This window comes from Vreelandella sp. 162(4c) (assembly GCF_058152265.1).
Map to the genome: position 1 here is coordinate 652,726 of NZ_CM176981.1, position 15,398 is coordinate 668,123.

General features: G+C 53.1%; 11 protein-coding genes and 1 tRNA gene. 3 read left to right on the top strand and 9 right to left on the bottom strand.

The genetic code is table 11. The annotated features are described in order from the left end of the window. Nucleotides 1-70: 70 nt before the first annotated feature. The 4 genes from hutH to hutI form a co-directional block, all read right to left on the bottom strand. Nucleotides 71-1,606: a histidine ammonia-lyase gene (gene hutH / locus AC4EYZ_RS03000; RefSeq protein WP_022524080.1), complete on the bottom strand. Its 1,536-nt coding sequence runs from the start codon at nt 1,604-1,606 to the stop codon at nt 71-73. A gap of 65 nt (nt 1,607-1,671) precedes the next feature. Then, the gene (hutU, locus tag AC4EYZ_RS03005; RefSeq protein WP_138800563.1) at nt 1,672-3,351 is read right to left on the bottom strand and encodes a urocanate hydratase; all 1,680 of its coding nucleotides are present in this window, start codon (nt 3,349-3,351) and stop codon (nt 1,672-1,674) included. 83 nt (nt 3,352-3,434) lie between these two features. Next, nucleotides 3,435-4,382 carry a formimidoylglutamase gene (gene hutG / locus AC4EYZ_RS03010; RefSeq protein WP_138800564.1) on the bottom strand — a complete coding sequence of 316 codons (948 nt, stop codon included), beginning with the start codon at nt 4,380-4,382 and terminating at the stop codon, nt 3,435-3,437. Further along, complete coding sequence (gene hutI, locus AC4EYZ_RS03015) at nt 4,372-5,586, bottom strand: imidazolonepropionase (RefSeq protein WP_342584151.1); 1,215 nt, start codon at nt 5,584-5,586, stop codon at nt 4,372-4,374. Before hutI ends, hutG begins: the two co-directional genes overlap by 11 nt. Nucleotides 5,587-5,900: 314 nt before the next feature. Between hutI and AC4EYZ_RS03020 the strand changes: the two genes are divergently transcribed. Then, complete coding sequence (locus AC4EYZ_RS03020; RefSeq protein WP_342584152.1) at nt 5,901-7,223, top strand: YjiH family protein; 1,323 nt, start codon at nt 5,901-5,903, stop codon at nt 7,221-7,223. A gap of 69 nt (nt 7,224-7,292) precedes the next feature. On the opposite strand, the gene hutC is transcribed toward AC4EYZ_RS03020, so the two are convergent. Together hutC and AC4EYZ_RS03030 are read right to left on the bottom strand one after the other, a co-directional pair. Next, entirely contained in the window at nt 7,293-8,006 is a 714-nt protein-coding gene (gene hutC, locus AC4EYZ_RS03025; protein WP_089692053.1) for a histidine utilization transcriptional repressor HutC, read from the bottom strand. Nucleotides 8,007-8,388: 382 nt separating this feature from the next. Then, nucleotides 8,389-8,697 carry an Arc family DNA-binding protein gene (locus AC4EYZ_RS03030; protein ID WP_035539112.1) on the bottom strand — a complete coding sequence of 103 codons (309 nt, stop codon included), beginning with the start codon at nt 8,695-8,697 and terminating at the stop codon, nt 8,389-8,391. Nucleotides 8,698-8,924: 227 nt separating this feature from the next. On the opposite strand from AC4EYZ_RS03030, the gene AC4EYZ_RS03035 reads away from it, so the two are divergent. Then, nucleotides 8,925-9,386 (top strand): hypothetical protein, encoded by a 462-nt coding sequence (locus AC4EYZ_RS03035; protein WP_161463518.1) that lies wholly within the window; start codon nt 8,925-8,927, stop codon nt 9,384-9,386. Nucleotides 9,387-9,857: 471 nt separating this feature from the next. On the opposite strand, the gene AC4EYZ_RS03040 is transcribed toward AC4EYZ_RS03035, so the two are convergent. The 3 genes from AC4EYZ_RS03040 to AC4EYZ_RS03050 all read right to left on the bottom strand — a co-directional run bounded on the left by AC4EYZ_RS03040 (nt 9,858) and on the right by AC4EYZ_RS03050 (nt 13,131). Beyond that, nucleotides 9,858-9,934, bottom strand: a tRNA-Arg gene (locus tag AC4EYZ_RS03040). Nucleotides 9,935-10,011: 77 nt separating this feature from the next. Then, nucleotides 10,012-10,959, bottom strand: a complete 948-nt coding sequence (locus tag AC4EYZ_RS03045) for an AEC family transporter (RefSeq protein WP_041157962.1) — start codon at nt 10,957-10,959, stop codon at nt 10,012-10,014. 144 nt (nt 10,960-11,103) lie between these two features. Next, on the bottom strand, nt 11,104-13,131 hold the full coding sequence (locus AC4EYZ_RS03050) for a sensor domain-containing diguanylate cyclase (RefSeq protein ID WP_474191717.1): 2,028 nt from the start codon (nt 13,129-13,131) through the stop codon (nt 11,104-11,106). A gap of 260 nt (nt 13,132-13,391) precedes the next feature. Between AC4EYZ_RS03050 and AC4EYZ_RS03055 the strand changes: the two genes are divergently transcribed. Beyond that, entirely contained in the window at nt 13,392-15,398 is a 2,007-nt protein-coding gene (locus tag AC4EYZ_RS03055) for a capsule polysaccharide biogenesis protein (protein ID WP_474191716.1), read from the top strand.

Below are 15,398 nucleotides of genomic sequence, written 5' to 3' on the forward strand. Positions count from 1 at the left end.
CCTACTTTGTTGTTAGATGGTAATAATGCGTTCCCTATGGCCTAGCGCCACAGGGAACGCATGAAACGCCTTAAAACTGGCTTGGCAACGTATGCGGATGCGCCAGCGGGCTTAACGTGCGCTCACGTATTAGTTCGCTAGCGGCTTCGATATCGGGCGCGAAGAAGCGATCCTGCTTGTAGTGGCTAACGCGCGCACGTAGCAGTTGCCTGGCTTGCTCTAGCGGCTGGGTAGTGGTCAAGCCCTGGCGCATGTCCAACCCTTGGCACGCCCCCAGCCATTCGATGGCTAAAATGCCGCACACATTCTCCGCCATTTCCCACAACCGCTTACCGGCGGCAGGCGCCATTGAGACATGGTCTTCCTGATTAGCCGAGGTAGGCAGGCTGTCGACACTATGGGGGTGCGCCAAGGCTTTATTTTCACTCGCCAGCGCCGCGGCGGTGACCTGGGCAATCATAAACCCGGAATTGACCCCTCCGTTCTCGACCAGGAATGGCGGTAGCTGCGACATGTGCTTGTCCATCATCAAAGAGACACGACGCTCGGCCAGAGAACCGATCTCGGCGATGGCTAACGCCAGGTTGTCAGCGGCCATGGCTACCGGTTCAGCATGAAAATTACCGCCGGAAATAATGTCATCCTGCTCGGCAAATACCAGCGGGTTATCAGAGACCGCGTTGATTTCCGCCGCGAGCACCTCGGCTGTCTGACGAATCTGGGTTAATACCGCACCCATCACCTGTGGCTGGCAGCGCAACGAGTAGGGATCCTGGACTTTATCGCAGTTAGCATGGGAGTCACCGATGGCACTCTTTTCGCCGAGGAGATGGCGGTAAGCGGCGGCCGCGTCAATCTGGCCGCGCTGGCCACGCACTTCATGAATCCGAGCGTCAAAGGGTGAACGTGACCCCAAAGTGGCTTCTACGGTTAGCGAACCGCATACCGTCGCCGCCGCAAACAGGTCTTCGGCGTCGAATAGCCCCCGCAGGGCATAGGCGGTCGATACCTGCGTGCCATTAAGCAGCGCCAGACCCTCTTTGGGTGCCAGCGTGATTGGCGCCAGGCCAGCGATTTCCAACGCCTTTTCGGCGGAGATCCACTCGCCTTTGTAGCGGGCTTTGCCCTCGCCTAGCAGCACAACGCTCATATGTGCCAGGGGCGCCAAATCACCGGATGCCCCCACCGATCCTTTAAGTGGAATATGTGGGTAAACCTCGGCATTGATCAGTGCCACCAGGGCATCCAATACCTCACGGCGGATGCCGGAGAAGCCTCTCGCCAGGCTATTGACCTTAAGCACCATAATCAAACGCACCAGGGCGTCGTCTATCGCCCTTCCCACACCAGTGGCATGAGAGAGCACCAGGGAACTCTGTAACGATTCAAGATCTTCGTTGGCAATGCGGGTCTGGGCCAATAAGCCAAACCCCGTATTAATGCCATAGACCGTGCGGTTTTCACTGACGACCCGGTTAACGCAATCGACGCTTCGCTGGATATCTGCATTGGCGCTTTCCGGTAACGTGACAGGCACATGCGCTTCGTGGATCTGGCGGGCTTGGGCAAGGGTCATTTTGCCAGGCTGAATTTCTAGATGTTTCATTTATTCGCCTTTAGAGACAGGAAGGTGGTCATCCCACCTTCTCAACTGTTGTATTTGTGCGGGCTTTACTGATTGAGCATCGGCAAATCAAGACCGTTTTCGCTGGCGCACTTTTTAGCAATGTCATAACCAGCATCGGCATGACGCATCACGCCAGTGCCCGGATCGTTGCGCAGCACACGGCCTAAGCGGGCGTGGGCATCATCGCTGCCGTCACACACGATCACCACGCCAGAATGCTGGGAGTAGCCCATGCCAACCCCACCGCCATGATGTAACGACACCCATGTGGCACCGCCTGCGGTGTTTAGCAGCGCGTTGAGTAACGGCCAGTCGGAAACGGCGTCAGAACCATCCATCATCGCCTCGGTTTCGCGGTTGGGGCTGGCAACGGAACCCGAATCGAGATGGTCGCGACCAATAACGATCGGTGCTTTTAGTTCGCCGTTCTTCACCATTTCGTTGAAGGCCTGCCCCAGGCGGGCACGGTCTTTAAGCCCCACCCAGCAAATGCGTGCTGGCAACCCCTGGAAGCTAATGCGCTCACGCGCCATGTCGAGCCAGTTGTGCAAGTGCGGGTCATCGGGAATGAGTTCTTTGACCTTCTGGTCGGTCTTATAAATGTCCTCAGGATCCCCAGAGAGCGCCACCCAGCGGAAGGGGCCGATACCCTGGCAAAAGAGAGGACGAATATAGGCAGGCACAAAACCCGGAAAATCAAAGGCGTTGGCAACCCCCTCCTCCATTGCCATCTGCCGAATGTTATTGCCGTAATCAAACGTGGGCACGCCCATTTTCTGGAAGTCGAGCATCGCTTGCACATGCACCGCCATCGATTGCTTGGCCGCCTTCACAGTGGCCTCAGGCTCAGACTTGCCCCGCGCCACGTACTCTTCCCATGTCCAGCCGGAAGGCAGGTAGCCATGCAATGGGTCGTGGGCACTGGTCTGATCCGTGACCATATCCGGTTTGATGCCGCGTTTAATCAGTTCCGGCAGCACATCAGCGGCGTTACCACACAGGCCAATAGAAATAGCCTTACCTTCGGCGGTATAGCGCTCAATACGCGCCAGAGCGTCATCAAGGTTGTCAGCCTGTTCATCCAGGTAGCGGGTACGCAAGCGGAAGTCGAGGCTCGCCTGCCGACACTCAATATTCAGCGAACAGGCACCGGCCAACGTAGCCGCCAACGGCTGAGCGCCGCCCATACCGCCAAGCCCGGCGGTCAGAATCCAACGCCCCTTAAGCTCACCGTCGTAGTGCTGGCGGCCCGCCTCAACAAAGGTTTCATAGGTGCCTTGCACAATGCCCTGGGAGCCGATATAGATCCAAGAACCCGCCGTCATCTGGCCGTACATCATCAAGCCTTTGCGATCCAGTTCGTTGAAGTGCTCCCAGTTAGCCCAGGCAGGTACCAGGTTGGAGTTGGCGATCAATACCCGAGGCGCATCCTTATGGGTTTCAAAGACGCCGACGGGTTTACCAGACTGCACAAGCAGGGTCTGGGTATCTTCCAAACGCTGTAACGTTTCGACGATTTTGTCGTAGCACGCCCAGTCACGGGCAGCGCGGCCGATGCCGCCGTACACCACTAAATCCTCGGGGCTTTCGGCTACATCCGGATGAAGGTTGTTCATCAACATGCGAAGCGGCGCTTCGGTCAGCCAGCTTTTACAGCTGAGCTGAGTACCGGTCGGCGCAATGATCTTACGTGAAGCATCGTGACGTTTATCGTTGGTTGGCATGGCGTCATTCCTTGTGTTTCTGTTCGTTATTCGTTGGTCTAGAGCGGTGCCCTGGTCAGTCATTCAGGGTTAGCTGTCTAAATTCAGTTATCTAAGGTCAGCAAATGCACAAGACGAGCCGCCGCTCTGGCGGTACGGCTGTCGATATCCAGGCTGGGGTTAAGTTCTGCCAAGTCCGCCAGGCGAAGCTTGCCGCTGTCACGCACGGCTTCAATCAGCGGCTCGATCAAGGCAAGCGAAACACCGCGTGCAGCGGGCGCACTGACGCCGGGGGCTTCGGCAGCAGGGAGCACATCCAGGTCGATGGTCAGATAAAGGTGGTCGCATTTGGCGATGAAGCGCTGCATGTCTCTAACGATAGAATCAAGGCGTAACGCATCGATCTCGCTATCTTCCCGAACCAATGTTCCGAGCGCGGCGGCGCTGGTAAATAAGGCGCGCGTATTAGCAGCGCGACTTACCCCCAGGCAGGCGTAGCGAAACGACCAATCCCACTCTTGGCACTTATCGGCAATCTGGGCGAAGGGTGTGCCTGAGGAGCGAATATGCGCTGGATCGCGCAAATCAAAGTGCGCGTCCAGGTTTATGATGCCAATCCGCGGTGGCGTCGTTTTTGGCATAAAAAACTGCGCCAGACCCAGCCAGCTAGCGTAGGCCACTTCATGCCCGCCACCCAGCACAATAGGCAGGTGGCTAGCGGTTAATAATGATGTCAGCCGATCAGCAAGCGTCTGTTGCGCTGCCTCTAACCCATCATCAACACAGCGCACATTGCCGGCATCGTAAGCAGGCGCGGTGCGATGCCAGGCCAACGGCGCCAGCGCACGGCGTATCGCACTAGGACCTTCAGCAGCGCCGGTGCGGCCCTGGTTACGCGCGACGCCGGCATCACTTTCGAAGCCCAGCAGTGCACACCCCGGCACGGCGTTGTTGGCTAACGGCTCAATACGCTGGTGCCAACGGTCACTATCGGGTTCAGGATCCGTGCGCCCCTGCCAGAGCGACATATCAATAGACGTATCAGCGGCCATGGGTTAACTCCCCCTGGTAGACGCGCTGCCGTAGGCGGCCTGGCTGTACTGCATATGCCAGTTCAGCGGGGGTCTCAATATCCCAAACACACAAATCAGCTACCGCGCCTTCGTGAAGCAGCCCCTGCCCTTTCAACCCTAGCGCGGCAGCACCATTGGCGGTCATCCCCGCCAACGCTTCCTGGGGCGTCATGCGAAACAGCGTACAAGCCAGGTTGAGCATTAACGTGGGCATAAATATCGGCGAGCTGCCTGGGTTGGCGTCGGTAGCAACAGCCATCGGCACACCCGCTTCGCGCAGCCCCGCAATGGGCGGTTGCTGCGTTTCACGCAGGGTGTGGAAAGCACCGGGAAGAATGACAGCCACGCTGCCTGCCTCGCGCATGGCAGCAATACCGGCGTCGTCGAGATACTCAATGTGGTCAGCGGACAATGCGCCGTGGCGGGCTGCCATCGCAGCGCCCCCCAAATTTGAGAGTTGCTCGGCATGTGCTTTGATAGGTAAACCATGAGCTTGGGCGGCTTTGAAAACCCGCTCACACTGCGCTACTGAAAAGGCGATTTTTTCACAAAAGACATCGACGGCATCGGCCAGCCCCTCCGCCGCTGCGGCAGGAATCATTTCATTGCAGACCAGCTCGATATAGCCGTCGCTATCGTTCTCATACTCCGGCGGCAAGGCATGGGCACCTAACAGTGTCGTCAACACGCGTACTGGCAACTCTTCACCTAGACGCCGGGCCACCCGCAGCATCTTCAGCTCATTAGCCACGTCTAACCCATAGCCCGACTTGATCTCGACCGTAGTGACGCCTTCCTCAACCAGCGCTTTAAGACGTGGCAAAGCGGCATTGAAGAGCGTTTGTTCACTCGCTTCCCGCGTCGCCAAAACGGTACTCAGAATGCCCCCGCCACGGCGGGCAATGTCTTCATAACTGGCACCTTCCAAACGCGCCTCGAATTCGTCGGCGCGCGCGCCGCCAAAAACCAAATGCGTATGGCAATCCACCAGGCCGGGCGTCATGACGCCGCCCCGCCCCATCTCATGGCAACCATCCGCCTGTGACTCCTCGAAGCCATCCATAGGCGTCATGGTGACAACACGTTCACCTTGAGTAATGACGGCCATGGGCTCCGGCAACGTTTTCAGACCATCGAAGACACTGATATCGCGCCAAATGTAGCGACGTTTGTTATTAGCCATGGAGGTCTCCTTGGAGCAAACATAATGTATATACAATTAAGCCCACCCGCTAATCCTTCGTCAAGCAGTGAAACAACAAAACAAGCGCCCATAAAAATCTAATAAAAACTCAAAAAATAAAATAAAGCATTTAATTAACAATTATTTAATTAAATAAAAAGGAGCGGATCAGAAGTACATGGCGACCACCAAATTAGACTAATGTCTATTTTTAAAGCGCTATACGTAAATGCCACATAGGGGTAGCTTATTGTATATACATGACAAGAAACCAAGGTCATAGCGATGATAATCAAACAACTAGAGGCGCCCCCATGCACCCCATAGACCCACCCACTAAGCAGCGAACCAACGCTGCCACCATCTTTAAACTCTTTGTGCCTAGCGCTCTGGGCATCCTGATCTTCTTTGTTCCCATCGAGATAGCGGGACGGAGTACTATCCTGCTCGATCATATGGTCACAGGACTGCGTTCGTTGATGGGTGAATACAGCGGCATCTATGCTTTAGCCATGATCGTGGCGGGTGCCGCCTACCCACTGTACAAAGGCTATTGGCGGCGAACACTGACCGAAAGCATTTTCACAGTGCTGAAAATCATTGGCGTCGTTGTTGCTGTAATGGCGTTAACGGGTTGGGGGCCTGCGTTTCTGCACGAACCGGACATGCTGCCCTTCTTGTTCGAGAAACTGGTGATTCCGGTAGGTTTGATCGTACCAATCGGCGCTATTTTCCTGGCACTGTTGATCAGCTATGGGTTGCTGGAATTGATTGGCGTACTGGTTCAGCCGGTCATGCGGCCCATTTGGCGAACCCCTGGGCGCTCGGCAATCGATGCCGTTGCTTCTTTTGTAGGTAGTTACTCGATCGGGCTATTGATTACCAACCGGGTTTATCAAGCGGGACAGTATTCAGCCCGGGAAGCCGCCATCATTGCCACTGGTTTTTCCACGGTGTCAGCAACGTTCATGATCATCGTGGCCCGTACGCTAGATCTGATGAGTATTTGGAATTTGTACTTCTGGCTCACCTTGATGATTACGTTCATCGTCACGGCTATCACGGTGCGGCTGCCGCCTCTGGCAAGCATGGATGACCACAAGAGTGACGGAGAACCGGAGCCAATACCGGGGAAACGCTTAAGCACGGCCTGGCAAGCAGGCACGGAGATTGCTGCCAAAGCGCCCAGTCTTCACCGCAGCGTAGCACTCAACTTTAAAGAAGGGTTGATAATGGCCATCAGCATCCTACCGTCGATCATGTCGGTAGGCCTGCTCGGGCTTCTCATCGCCAAATACACGCCTTTATTTGACTGGTTGGGATGGCTGTTTTACCCCTTTGTCGCCATTTGGGGGCTAGACGACGCTGCAGCGCTAGCGCAGGCATCTGCTTCTGGGCTGGCGGAAATGTTCTTACCGGCTCTACTGATGGCCGAAGCTGAATTCGTCGCCCGCTTTGCGGCTGGCGTGGTGTCAGTCTCCGCCGTGCTGTTCTTTTCTGCTTCCATCCCCTGCATTCTTTCTACCAGCATTCCGCTTTCTGTAGGCCGCATGTTGATCGTGTGGTTCATTCGCGTGGCCTTGAGCTTGTTACTCGCGATACCCGCGGGCTACTTGGTGCAGTCACTGACCAGTTGAATCCCAGTATTAACGAGATGCCACGAGGTCGAACAAACCGGCCTCGCTGGGCTCTTGCTTTGCTTCAATTTAAGCGCTTTTTCTTTGCAGGGAGGAGCGTAATTTATAGCGGTCTCCAGGGTGGATCAGGCGCGCATAGCTAATCAAGTGCTCTTCAGACCAGGTACGCCGCACCATGCTCAAGCAAGGCGTCTGGGTATCGATACTTAGCCATTTTGCAGTTTGCTCATCCACTAGCACCGCCTCAACGATGTGTTCCATATCCGTCATGGGGCAGGCGGCGACCAGCACCTCGTTAGGCGTATGGCGTGAAAAATCGGTGTCAAGATAATCAGGCACCCAGCGTGGGTTAACGTAGCGGTTCTCAAGCTGAATCGGAATGTCATTCTCATAGTGCACCAACAGGGTATGAAAAACCCGACTCCCAAGCCTCACGCCTAACCGCAGCGCAACTTCATCATCTGCTTCAATCGCCTCTTGGGTGATTACTTTATTGCTGTATCGATGCCCACGCGAAAGCACTTCTTCGGCAATGTTGTATACCTCCACCAAAGAGGACTCAACCTTACGGTCGGTAACGAAGGTGCCGACACCGGGTTGACGCACGAGGTATCCCTGCTGCACTAAATCTCTAATGGCTTTATTGGCCGTCATCCGGCTCACGCCAAAGTCTTTCGCCAGCCGCTCTTCCGTAGGTATCTGATGATTCAGTTGCCAATCTCCGCACTGAATCTTATCCAGCAGATGTTGACGGATCTGCTGGTAGAGAGGAGGACGCGTCATGAAGCTCCTTTTCGATTAAGACCGTTTGTCTATACAGCTATCTTACTAGCCTTGGTTAACAAAGCACACTGCCGCCAGGTCAACGCCATTGACCAATCATGTGTGTAGCGCAAACGCCACCCACGGCTGCTTGTACTGCATGACAATGAAGCTGGTTCACTTCGCTAGCCTGTACGTGTTCTCGCGGTCTGGAGGAGATCGTTGATAGCTTCGAGTCATTCATTTATTTTGAATGGGGAAAAAGCACATTATCTAGCGCGTCTGAATCTTTTCAGCTTTTACGCCAAATAATAAAAAGCGACCTGAACAAAGCTCAGATCGCTATCTCCATCATTTAGCATGAATAACCAAAACCTTTGGACATGTGGAGCTTGTACCAACCTCACTCACCTTTTTGCTGGCTTGCCTCCAGGTGGCGCAACTCCCGATCAAGCTGACTCATTGCAGCCTCTAGCTGACGCTTCACCTCGCTGAGGTTTCTATAATCGCTGTTCGGCATGGTTTCCTTCTCCTCATACCCCACCCTTTCGAGTGCTTTTTCTCGACCATCTAGCTCAACCGTGCGGAGCAGCCTGGCGACTATCTCAGCATTCATGGATCGATGGTTAGTGTCGGCAGCCTCTTTCAACCAGTCCCGTAACTCGGGCGGCATACGGAGTTTGTACTGTGTGTGGGTATCGTGAGTTGTCATTTCTTAATGATGAACCAGACCGGTTCTTTACAGCAATGGCACCCATCGGGTACCATACTGGACCCATTGGGTCCTTTTGGCAAATCCAGTAGGTTACACAATTCAAAAGACAGCTTGAGACAGAGTTAAAACCACGGTTTTAGAGCAAAGCTCAGAACATGTGCTTCGCCTGAAATGGCTAGTGAGTCAGGTGGAACGAGAAGTAAAACAGCTTAAGGAAAAAAGCTATGCATAATGCCAGCTATATTCACGACCTAGAAAATATGTGTGAATTAATTCAAAACGGAATGTCTACCGACGAAGAGGCGGTATACCTAACCTTATCCATTTCACATATAGCCATTAGCTTTTCCCCAATGGACAATAAATCCACCTCAGAAAAAGAAGTAGAAGAAAAAATCAAAAATATTGATCAAGCAATGGCGTTGATTTCGAAAGCTTACAACGTGCTTGATAATTATCCAGAGTTACAGTTGCAACTAGGAAAGCTAAACAGTCTTTTCAAAGTCTTATTAATACAACAGCTAAGTTGTGGTATAAAAATTAACGGCTTAGCGCGTATGGGTAAGCACAGCAGACATGCTGCTAACCTACCACTCGGAGGTCACATACAAGACAACACCGTAAAACTGGAAAATACCACGGAATCGATTTGCTACATCACTGGCGACTTGAGACCTAAGGAATAATTTTCTGTTACTACCTCCCTGAGTCATATGGGGTTGTCGTTGCCATTAGCCGAAGGAGGTCAGCGAAAAAAGGTAAGCTCCAGCCCCCCTCAAGCTCAAGCTCTGGCATGCAGCTAGCCGCAACTCCACAGGCCAACATCCATTCAAGCAATAGATCCCCTGCCCTGATTCAATGAACCGGTCAACATCACACCTAAAGCTGGTAAACCCCCGCCGACCGAGAACTACCGTATCAAATGCATCGGCAAAGGCTTGCCTGATCTTGGTACTGGGAGCATGAATCCTCATCGCTTTCAGCTTGCGAAAGCAACTCAAGAATATAAGCGAAGAAAGTTATTACCTGAAAGCACACACTTACCCATACCACAAAATCATTGATTAGTGTGGTGTCGTCACAGGCCAGCTATCAGGGATAAATCCGCATAGTTATCGGGTCTCCGGTGTAACCCGGGGAAACTAGAGAGAATGATATGGCGTCCCTGGCAGGAGTCGAACCTGCGACCTGCCGCTTAGGAGGCGGCTGCTCTATCCTACTGAGCTACAGGGACTAACGTCGTCCAAACTTGCGGGCGCGTAGTATAACGCGTCAGCTTAGGCAGGGCCAACCGAGTTGCGCTATTCAACTCTATATCCAGCCGAGTAAACGCAGCGCAAAGACGCCCAGCGTAACGGTAATGCTCGCCATCAGGGTGGTAATGGCGATGATATTGGCGGCCAGAGCCACATTGCCGCCTATTGCTTTGACCATTACAAAACTTGCGGCAGCGGTGGGGCTGGCAAAGAACAGAAACAGTAAGCCCAGCTGTTCGCCGGAAAAGCCCACCAACCAGGCCGCCACGGTGGAGAGCACCGGTAGTGTTACCATCTTCATCAAACTAGCGCCAAGTGCCACTTGGCTGCTGTCACGCATGCTCGACACGGAGAGCGTCGCACCAATACAAATCAGCGCCAACGGTAGTGTTAACGAGGCAAAATAGTCCCCTGAGGTCATCACCCAACTAGGCAGTGGGATCGAGAGCGCGGTAAAAGGTAATGCTGCAAATACGGAAATAATGAGTGGGTTTTTCGCTACATGTTTGAGCAGGCTGCGCCAATCGGTGGATTGACCTGGTTGGTAAAATGCCAGCACGATGACCGAAAGCGCGTTATACATCACGATGACCACGCCCAGCAAAAGACTGCCCGCTGACAGGCCATAGTTACCGTACATGCCCGCCGCTAGCGCCAAACCCACTATCCCACAATTGCCGCGAAACGCGCCTTGAACGTAAATACCACGATCCTGAGGTGCTACACGGTAGCGCGCCCAGCCCCAACTGAATAAAAACTGCCCCAGCGTTGCCACAGCAAAAAACAGCATCAGCGAAACGTCCAGCGCAACGCTTAGGTCAGCTTTAATCAAACTAAGGAAGATTAGCGTGGGGAGTGTTGCTTTGAATACCAGCGCAGAAGCGGTCGAGACGAAGGCACTATCAATCCATTTCAAGCGCTTAAGGCCCAGGCCTACAAACACCATCGCAAAGACAGGCAGCGTGACATCCAGCGTGCGGGCAAACAGTTCAAGTAGGTTCACAACAGTATCTCAGTCAGCCTTGATTTTAAAAACTGGCTTCTAACGACAAGTTCAGCATCTGCTTATACTCTACTGCTGGACATGTTTTGTCGACTGCTAAGCACGCCAAGCCGCTGCACAGGCTTAGAGTGCTTTTATGAGAAACTATTTGGGCGAATCGAAAAGCGCCATTACGTCATCGTTATTGTGAGGCATATTGACAACTACTCCATCGCGTCCCATCCCTTTGGCTTTGTAACTACCGGCATCGGCCCGTGCCAGAACGTCAGACACATTAGAATCCTCTTCATCAAAGGTGGTAACGCCAATACTGAGTGTAACCATGTACTCTTTGCCTTCATGGGTAACAGAGATTTCCCCTACCGACTGACGCAGGGATTCAGCGATTCTCCTTGCCTGAGCCAGGGTGCAGCTGGGGAGCAGCACGCCAAACTCATCTCCCCCTTGGCGCGCCACATGGTCGCTACGGCGAACTTCCCAGGCAACCACCTGAGCAATGCGGCGCAACATCTCATCGCCTAGAGCGTGGCCACCTTCATCATTGATGGGTTTGAAGTGATCCAAATCAAACAACAAAAGAGCTGAAGGCGTGCTGGTTTTTTGGAAATCGGCAAAGGCTTCTTCTAGGCGGCGCTCAAAGCCTCTGCGATTCAACAGGCCGGTTAACGGATCATGTTCTGCTTCCCAGCGCTGTATGGCTTCCTGCTCCCGGCGCTCAGTAATATCCTTAACTACGCCCACTAAACCAAGAGTCTGTCCATCTTGAGAAAGCGTGACTACCCGAGCATGTATATCTAGCCAAAGAAGTTCGTTATCGCTGCGCAAAAAACGCAGTTGGCGAACAAAATCACTACCGGTGCGCAGGCTATGTAGCCACATGTCTTTAGCTCCATCACGATCAGACATGTGGATCTGCTGAAGCCAAGACTCCATAGGCGAGCCTGGAAAAATGCCCAGCATCTCTAGTAGCGCAGGGTTCATGTAAGTAATGTCACCTTTAATATTAGCGACAAACATACCCTGCGGCGCTGCATTCAGTACCGAGTCAAGAAACGCCTCGCGCTCTTGAAGATTGCCTAACAACAGCTGCCGTTCATCTTCCACTCGGTTAAAGGTGCTCGCCACCTGCTGTAGCTCTTGCATTTTGGTAGCCAAACTGACGCTCTCACGGTGTCCTAAACCCACCTCGCCAATCTGTTTCTCCAAATGCCTCAAAGGTGTAAGCACTCGGCCCAACATCCACCACAGCAAAGGGAACATAAGTAAAACAAGTACAACCCATGCCCACCAAAGCTGCCTGATAAAATCTGCTAGGGGAAGTTGTACTTGGGAAATAGGCATGTAAAGGCCAACGACCCATCCAGCAGGCCAAATCTGCGCATAAGACTGTAGCCCCATTTCCCCACTCACAAGCCGACCTACAGCATCACCTTCCCAGCCATCCAGCGCCAAATCCAGCCATGGGTTCAATGCCTTACTGGGTACAGAAGCATTAATTAATGAATTTTCAGGATGGTATAAGACTTTACCCGAAGCAGTAGCAACACCAGCATAACCTTTTTCACCCAAGCGCACTTTAGCTAAACGGCTAAATATCCCTCCTGAATCCAAGCTAAGGATACCTCCAATAAAACCGTCAAACACGCCTTGCTCGGTAAAGCGTGGCACGCCCACTAGCACCATTGGCATGCCGCTCGCACGACCGACAAAGGGCTCACTAACATAGGGACGGCGAATACCGCGAAGCATACGAAAATACTCAAGTTCAGCGGTTTCGAGCCCTACGCGACCAACGATTGCAGGCCAATCAGCAATAATCTCGCCATCACTGTTGGCAACCACAATCCCCTCAAACCAAGCTAGCAGGCTATCGTTCTGCTGCAGTTGATAGCTGATCCAATTCGCATCCTCGGTGGTGCCGATCATTTCGTTTAAGCGCTCTAATGCCTGGAAGCGCATTTCGATTTGTTGGGTTACCTCATCAGCAAGTAGAGTGGCTTCATAACGCAAGTGCGACATATTAGTCTCTTGCACCATAGTCTTTCCGACTTGCCACGCCATACCCAGCACCAACGCGATCAGCAACAGCAAAGTAAAGGAGAGCCCCAGTAAAAGGCGCCCCTTTAAGGAACTGAAAGAAAATAGATTTTTTAGCAGATAGGCAAAGCGCACCGATTATCCTTTTTTATGCATACTTTACTTAATTCCAGATCCTGAAGAGCGGTATCAAGGGTACATAGAGTGGGCGAATCTACCAAAAAAGTGACGATCATGCGCGTTGAATAAATCAAACTTAAGGTAATTTTTTTTATCATGCAAATAGTTGCTATGCATCGAAAAAATAGTGAGTACTCACAACGCCTGAATTGATAACCCCCTCCAATTGACGTATGTTCGCCCGCCTACCCCTGTTACCTCAAGCGGCCTTATGTATGGCGAAACGAACGGCAGGTTACACATCCCCAGGTATTCGCAAGCTGGCTACCTTGCCTGCACTGCTGCCCGAATTTGACCAATTCGTCCGAATAAGCTCCCTTAAGAAAATGCCCGAGGCGGTGATTGGCTGGGGGCTAAAACCCACTAGTGTAAGCGCTAGGCAGTATGCCCAACGCCATCAACTGGTCTATATCGCATTAGAAGATGGCTTTCTACGCTCGTTAGGGCTAGGCGTAAATGGCTTTCAGCCGCACAGTTTGGTAGTCGATGAGACCGGCATTTATTACGACGCCTCACGCCCTTCTGATTTGGAAAACTGGCTCAACACAGCCAGTTTCAACAATGAAGAGTTAGAGCAGGCTGAACGATGCATGGCATTGATCGCTCGCTATCGGCTCTCCAAATATAACCACTCCCCCGATCAGCCTATTAACGATGCCAGCCGGGCGAGTGTATTAGTGGTCGACCAAACCGCTGGGGATGCCTCAATTCACTACGGGGGCGCTAGCGCGAGTAGCTTCAACCAGATGCTTGAGGCGGCGTTAATAGAGCACCCCGACGCCGAGATATTAGTCAAGATCCATCCTGACGTTATCGCGGGTAAAAAACAGGGCCACCTACTTAACGCCGCAGACCACCCGCGCTGCAGGGTCATCGGTGAAGACCTCAACCCCTGGGCGCTATTTGACCAGGTTGACCACGTTTACGTCGTGACCAGCCAGCTCGGCTTTGAAGCACTGCTGGCCGGAAAGCAGGTGCACTGCTTTGGTATTCCGTTTTATGCAGGTTGGGGGCTTACCCATGATCAACTGCCCTGCCACCGCCGTCGTGTAAAGCGCACCTTAGTTGAGGTCTTTGCCGCCGCCTATTTACGCTATTGCCGCTACGCTAACCCTTACACTCAGCAGCCTGCCACGCTGGAAGAGACCATTGCCTTGATCGCCGATCAAAGGCGCCAGCAGGAGCGCTATCGGGGAAGCTGGCGAGCATGCGGGTTCTCTACTTGGAAACGTCGCTTTATTGGCGACTTTCTAGGCGCCTTCGCACGCATGAACTATCAAGCGAAGCTTCCCGAGAGCGAGCAGCCCGATGAACGGCTGCTGGTATGGTCAAGCCGTATTGATGCAGACTTTAAATGCCAGCACGCCCAACACATGGAGAAGCTATGGCGCATGGAAGATGGGTTCATTCGTTCAGTGGGGCTGGGAGTCGATCTTACTCAGCCGTTGTCGCTGGTGATTGATTCACAGGGTATCTACTACGACCCCAGCCAACCCAGTGATTTAGAGACGCTGCTCAATAGCGCCCCCTTTAGCGACGACCTGCTGCAACGTGCGCTGCAGTTACGTAAGCGATTAGTGGCGCTCAAACTCACCAAGTACAACGTACGTGGAAAGGCAGGGATCGAGCTGCCCAAAGGGCGTTACACCATACTGGTGCCTGGCCAAGTAGAGAGCGACGCCTCGATTGCCACCGGCTCGCCGCACATTAATACCAATAGCGGGCTGCTAAGCGCCGTACGTGACGCGCACCCGGATGCTTATATCGTCTACAAAGCCCATCCCGATGTATTGAGCGGTGCGCGTGTCGGAGCACTCGATACCGATGCCAAACGCCTGTATGATCTAGACGCCAGCGATATCGACATCGCAACCTTGTTAGAGCGCGTCGATGCAGTGCATACGATGAGCTCTTTAACCGGCTTTGAAGCACTTTTGCGCAAACGAGAAGTCAGCACCTACGGCCTACCGTTTTATGCTGGCTGGGGCTTAACTCAGGATGCGCTTAGCTGCCCACGCCGTACGCGTTCACTCTCGCTGGATGCCTTGGTCGCCGGCACCCTGATTCTCTATCCCGGCTATGTAGACCCAACGACCCGCCAGCTATGCAATGCTGAAACCGTCGTCAGCCTGTTGGAACAGGCAAGAACACACAAAAACACCCTTACATGGAAACAGCATATCTACCGCTGTTATCGTAACTTGTTGATCGGAAGGCATTGA

Coding starts and splice junctions, on each gene's coding strand:
- AC4EYZ_RS03055 (WP_474191716.1), top strand. CDS start 13,392: ATGGCGAAACGAACGGCAGGTTACACATCCCCAGGTATTCGCAAGCTG.
- AC4EYZ_RS03035 (WP_161463518.1), top strand. CDS start 8,925: ATGCATAATGCCAGCTATATTCACGACCTAGAAAATATGTGTGAATTA.
- AC4EYZ_RS03030 (WP_035539112.1), bottom strand. CDS start 8,697: ATGACAACTCACGATACCCACACACAGTACAAACTCCGTATGCCGCCC.
- hutG (WP_138800564.1), bottom strand. CDS start 4,382: ATGGCCGCTGATACGTCTATTGATATGTCGCTCTGGCAGGGGCGCACG.
- hutC (WP_089692053.1), bottom strand. CDS start 8,006: ATGACGCGTCCTCCTCTCTACCAGCAGATCCGTCAACATCTGCTGGAT.
- AC4EYZ_RS03020 (WP_342584152.1), top strand. CDS start 5,901: ATGCACCCCATAGACCCACCCACTAAGCAGCGAACCAACGCTGCCACC.
- hutH (WP_022524080.1), bottom strand. CDS start 1,606: ATGAAACATCTAGAAATTCAGCCTGGCAAAATGACCCTTGCCCAAGCC.
- hutU (WP_138800563.1), bottom strand. CDS start 3,351: ATGCCAACCAACGATAAACGTCACGATGCTTCACGTAAGATCATTGCG.
- hutI (WP_342584151.1), bottom strand. CDS start 5,586: ATGGCTAATAACAAACGTCGCTACATTTGGCGCGATATCAGTGTCTTC.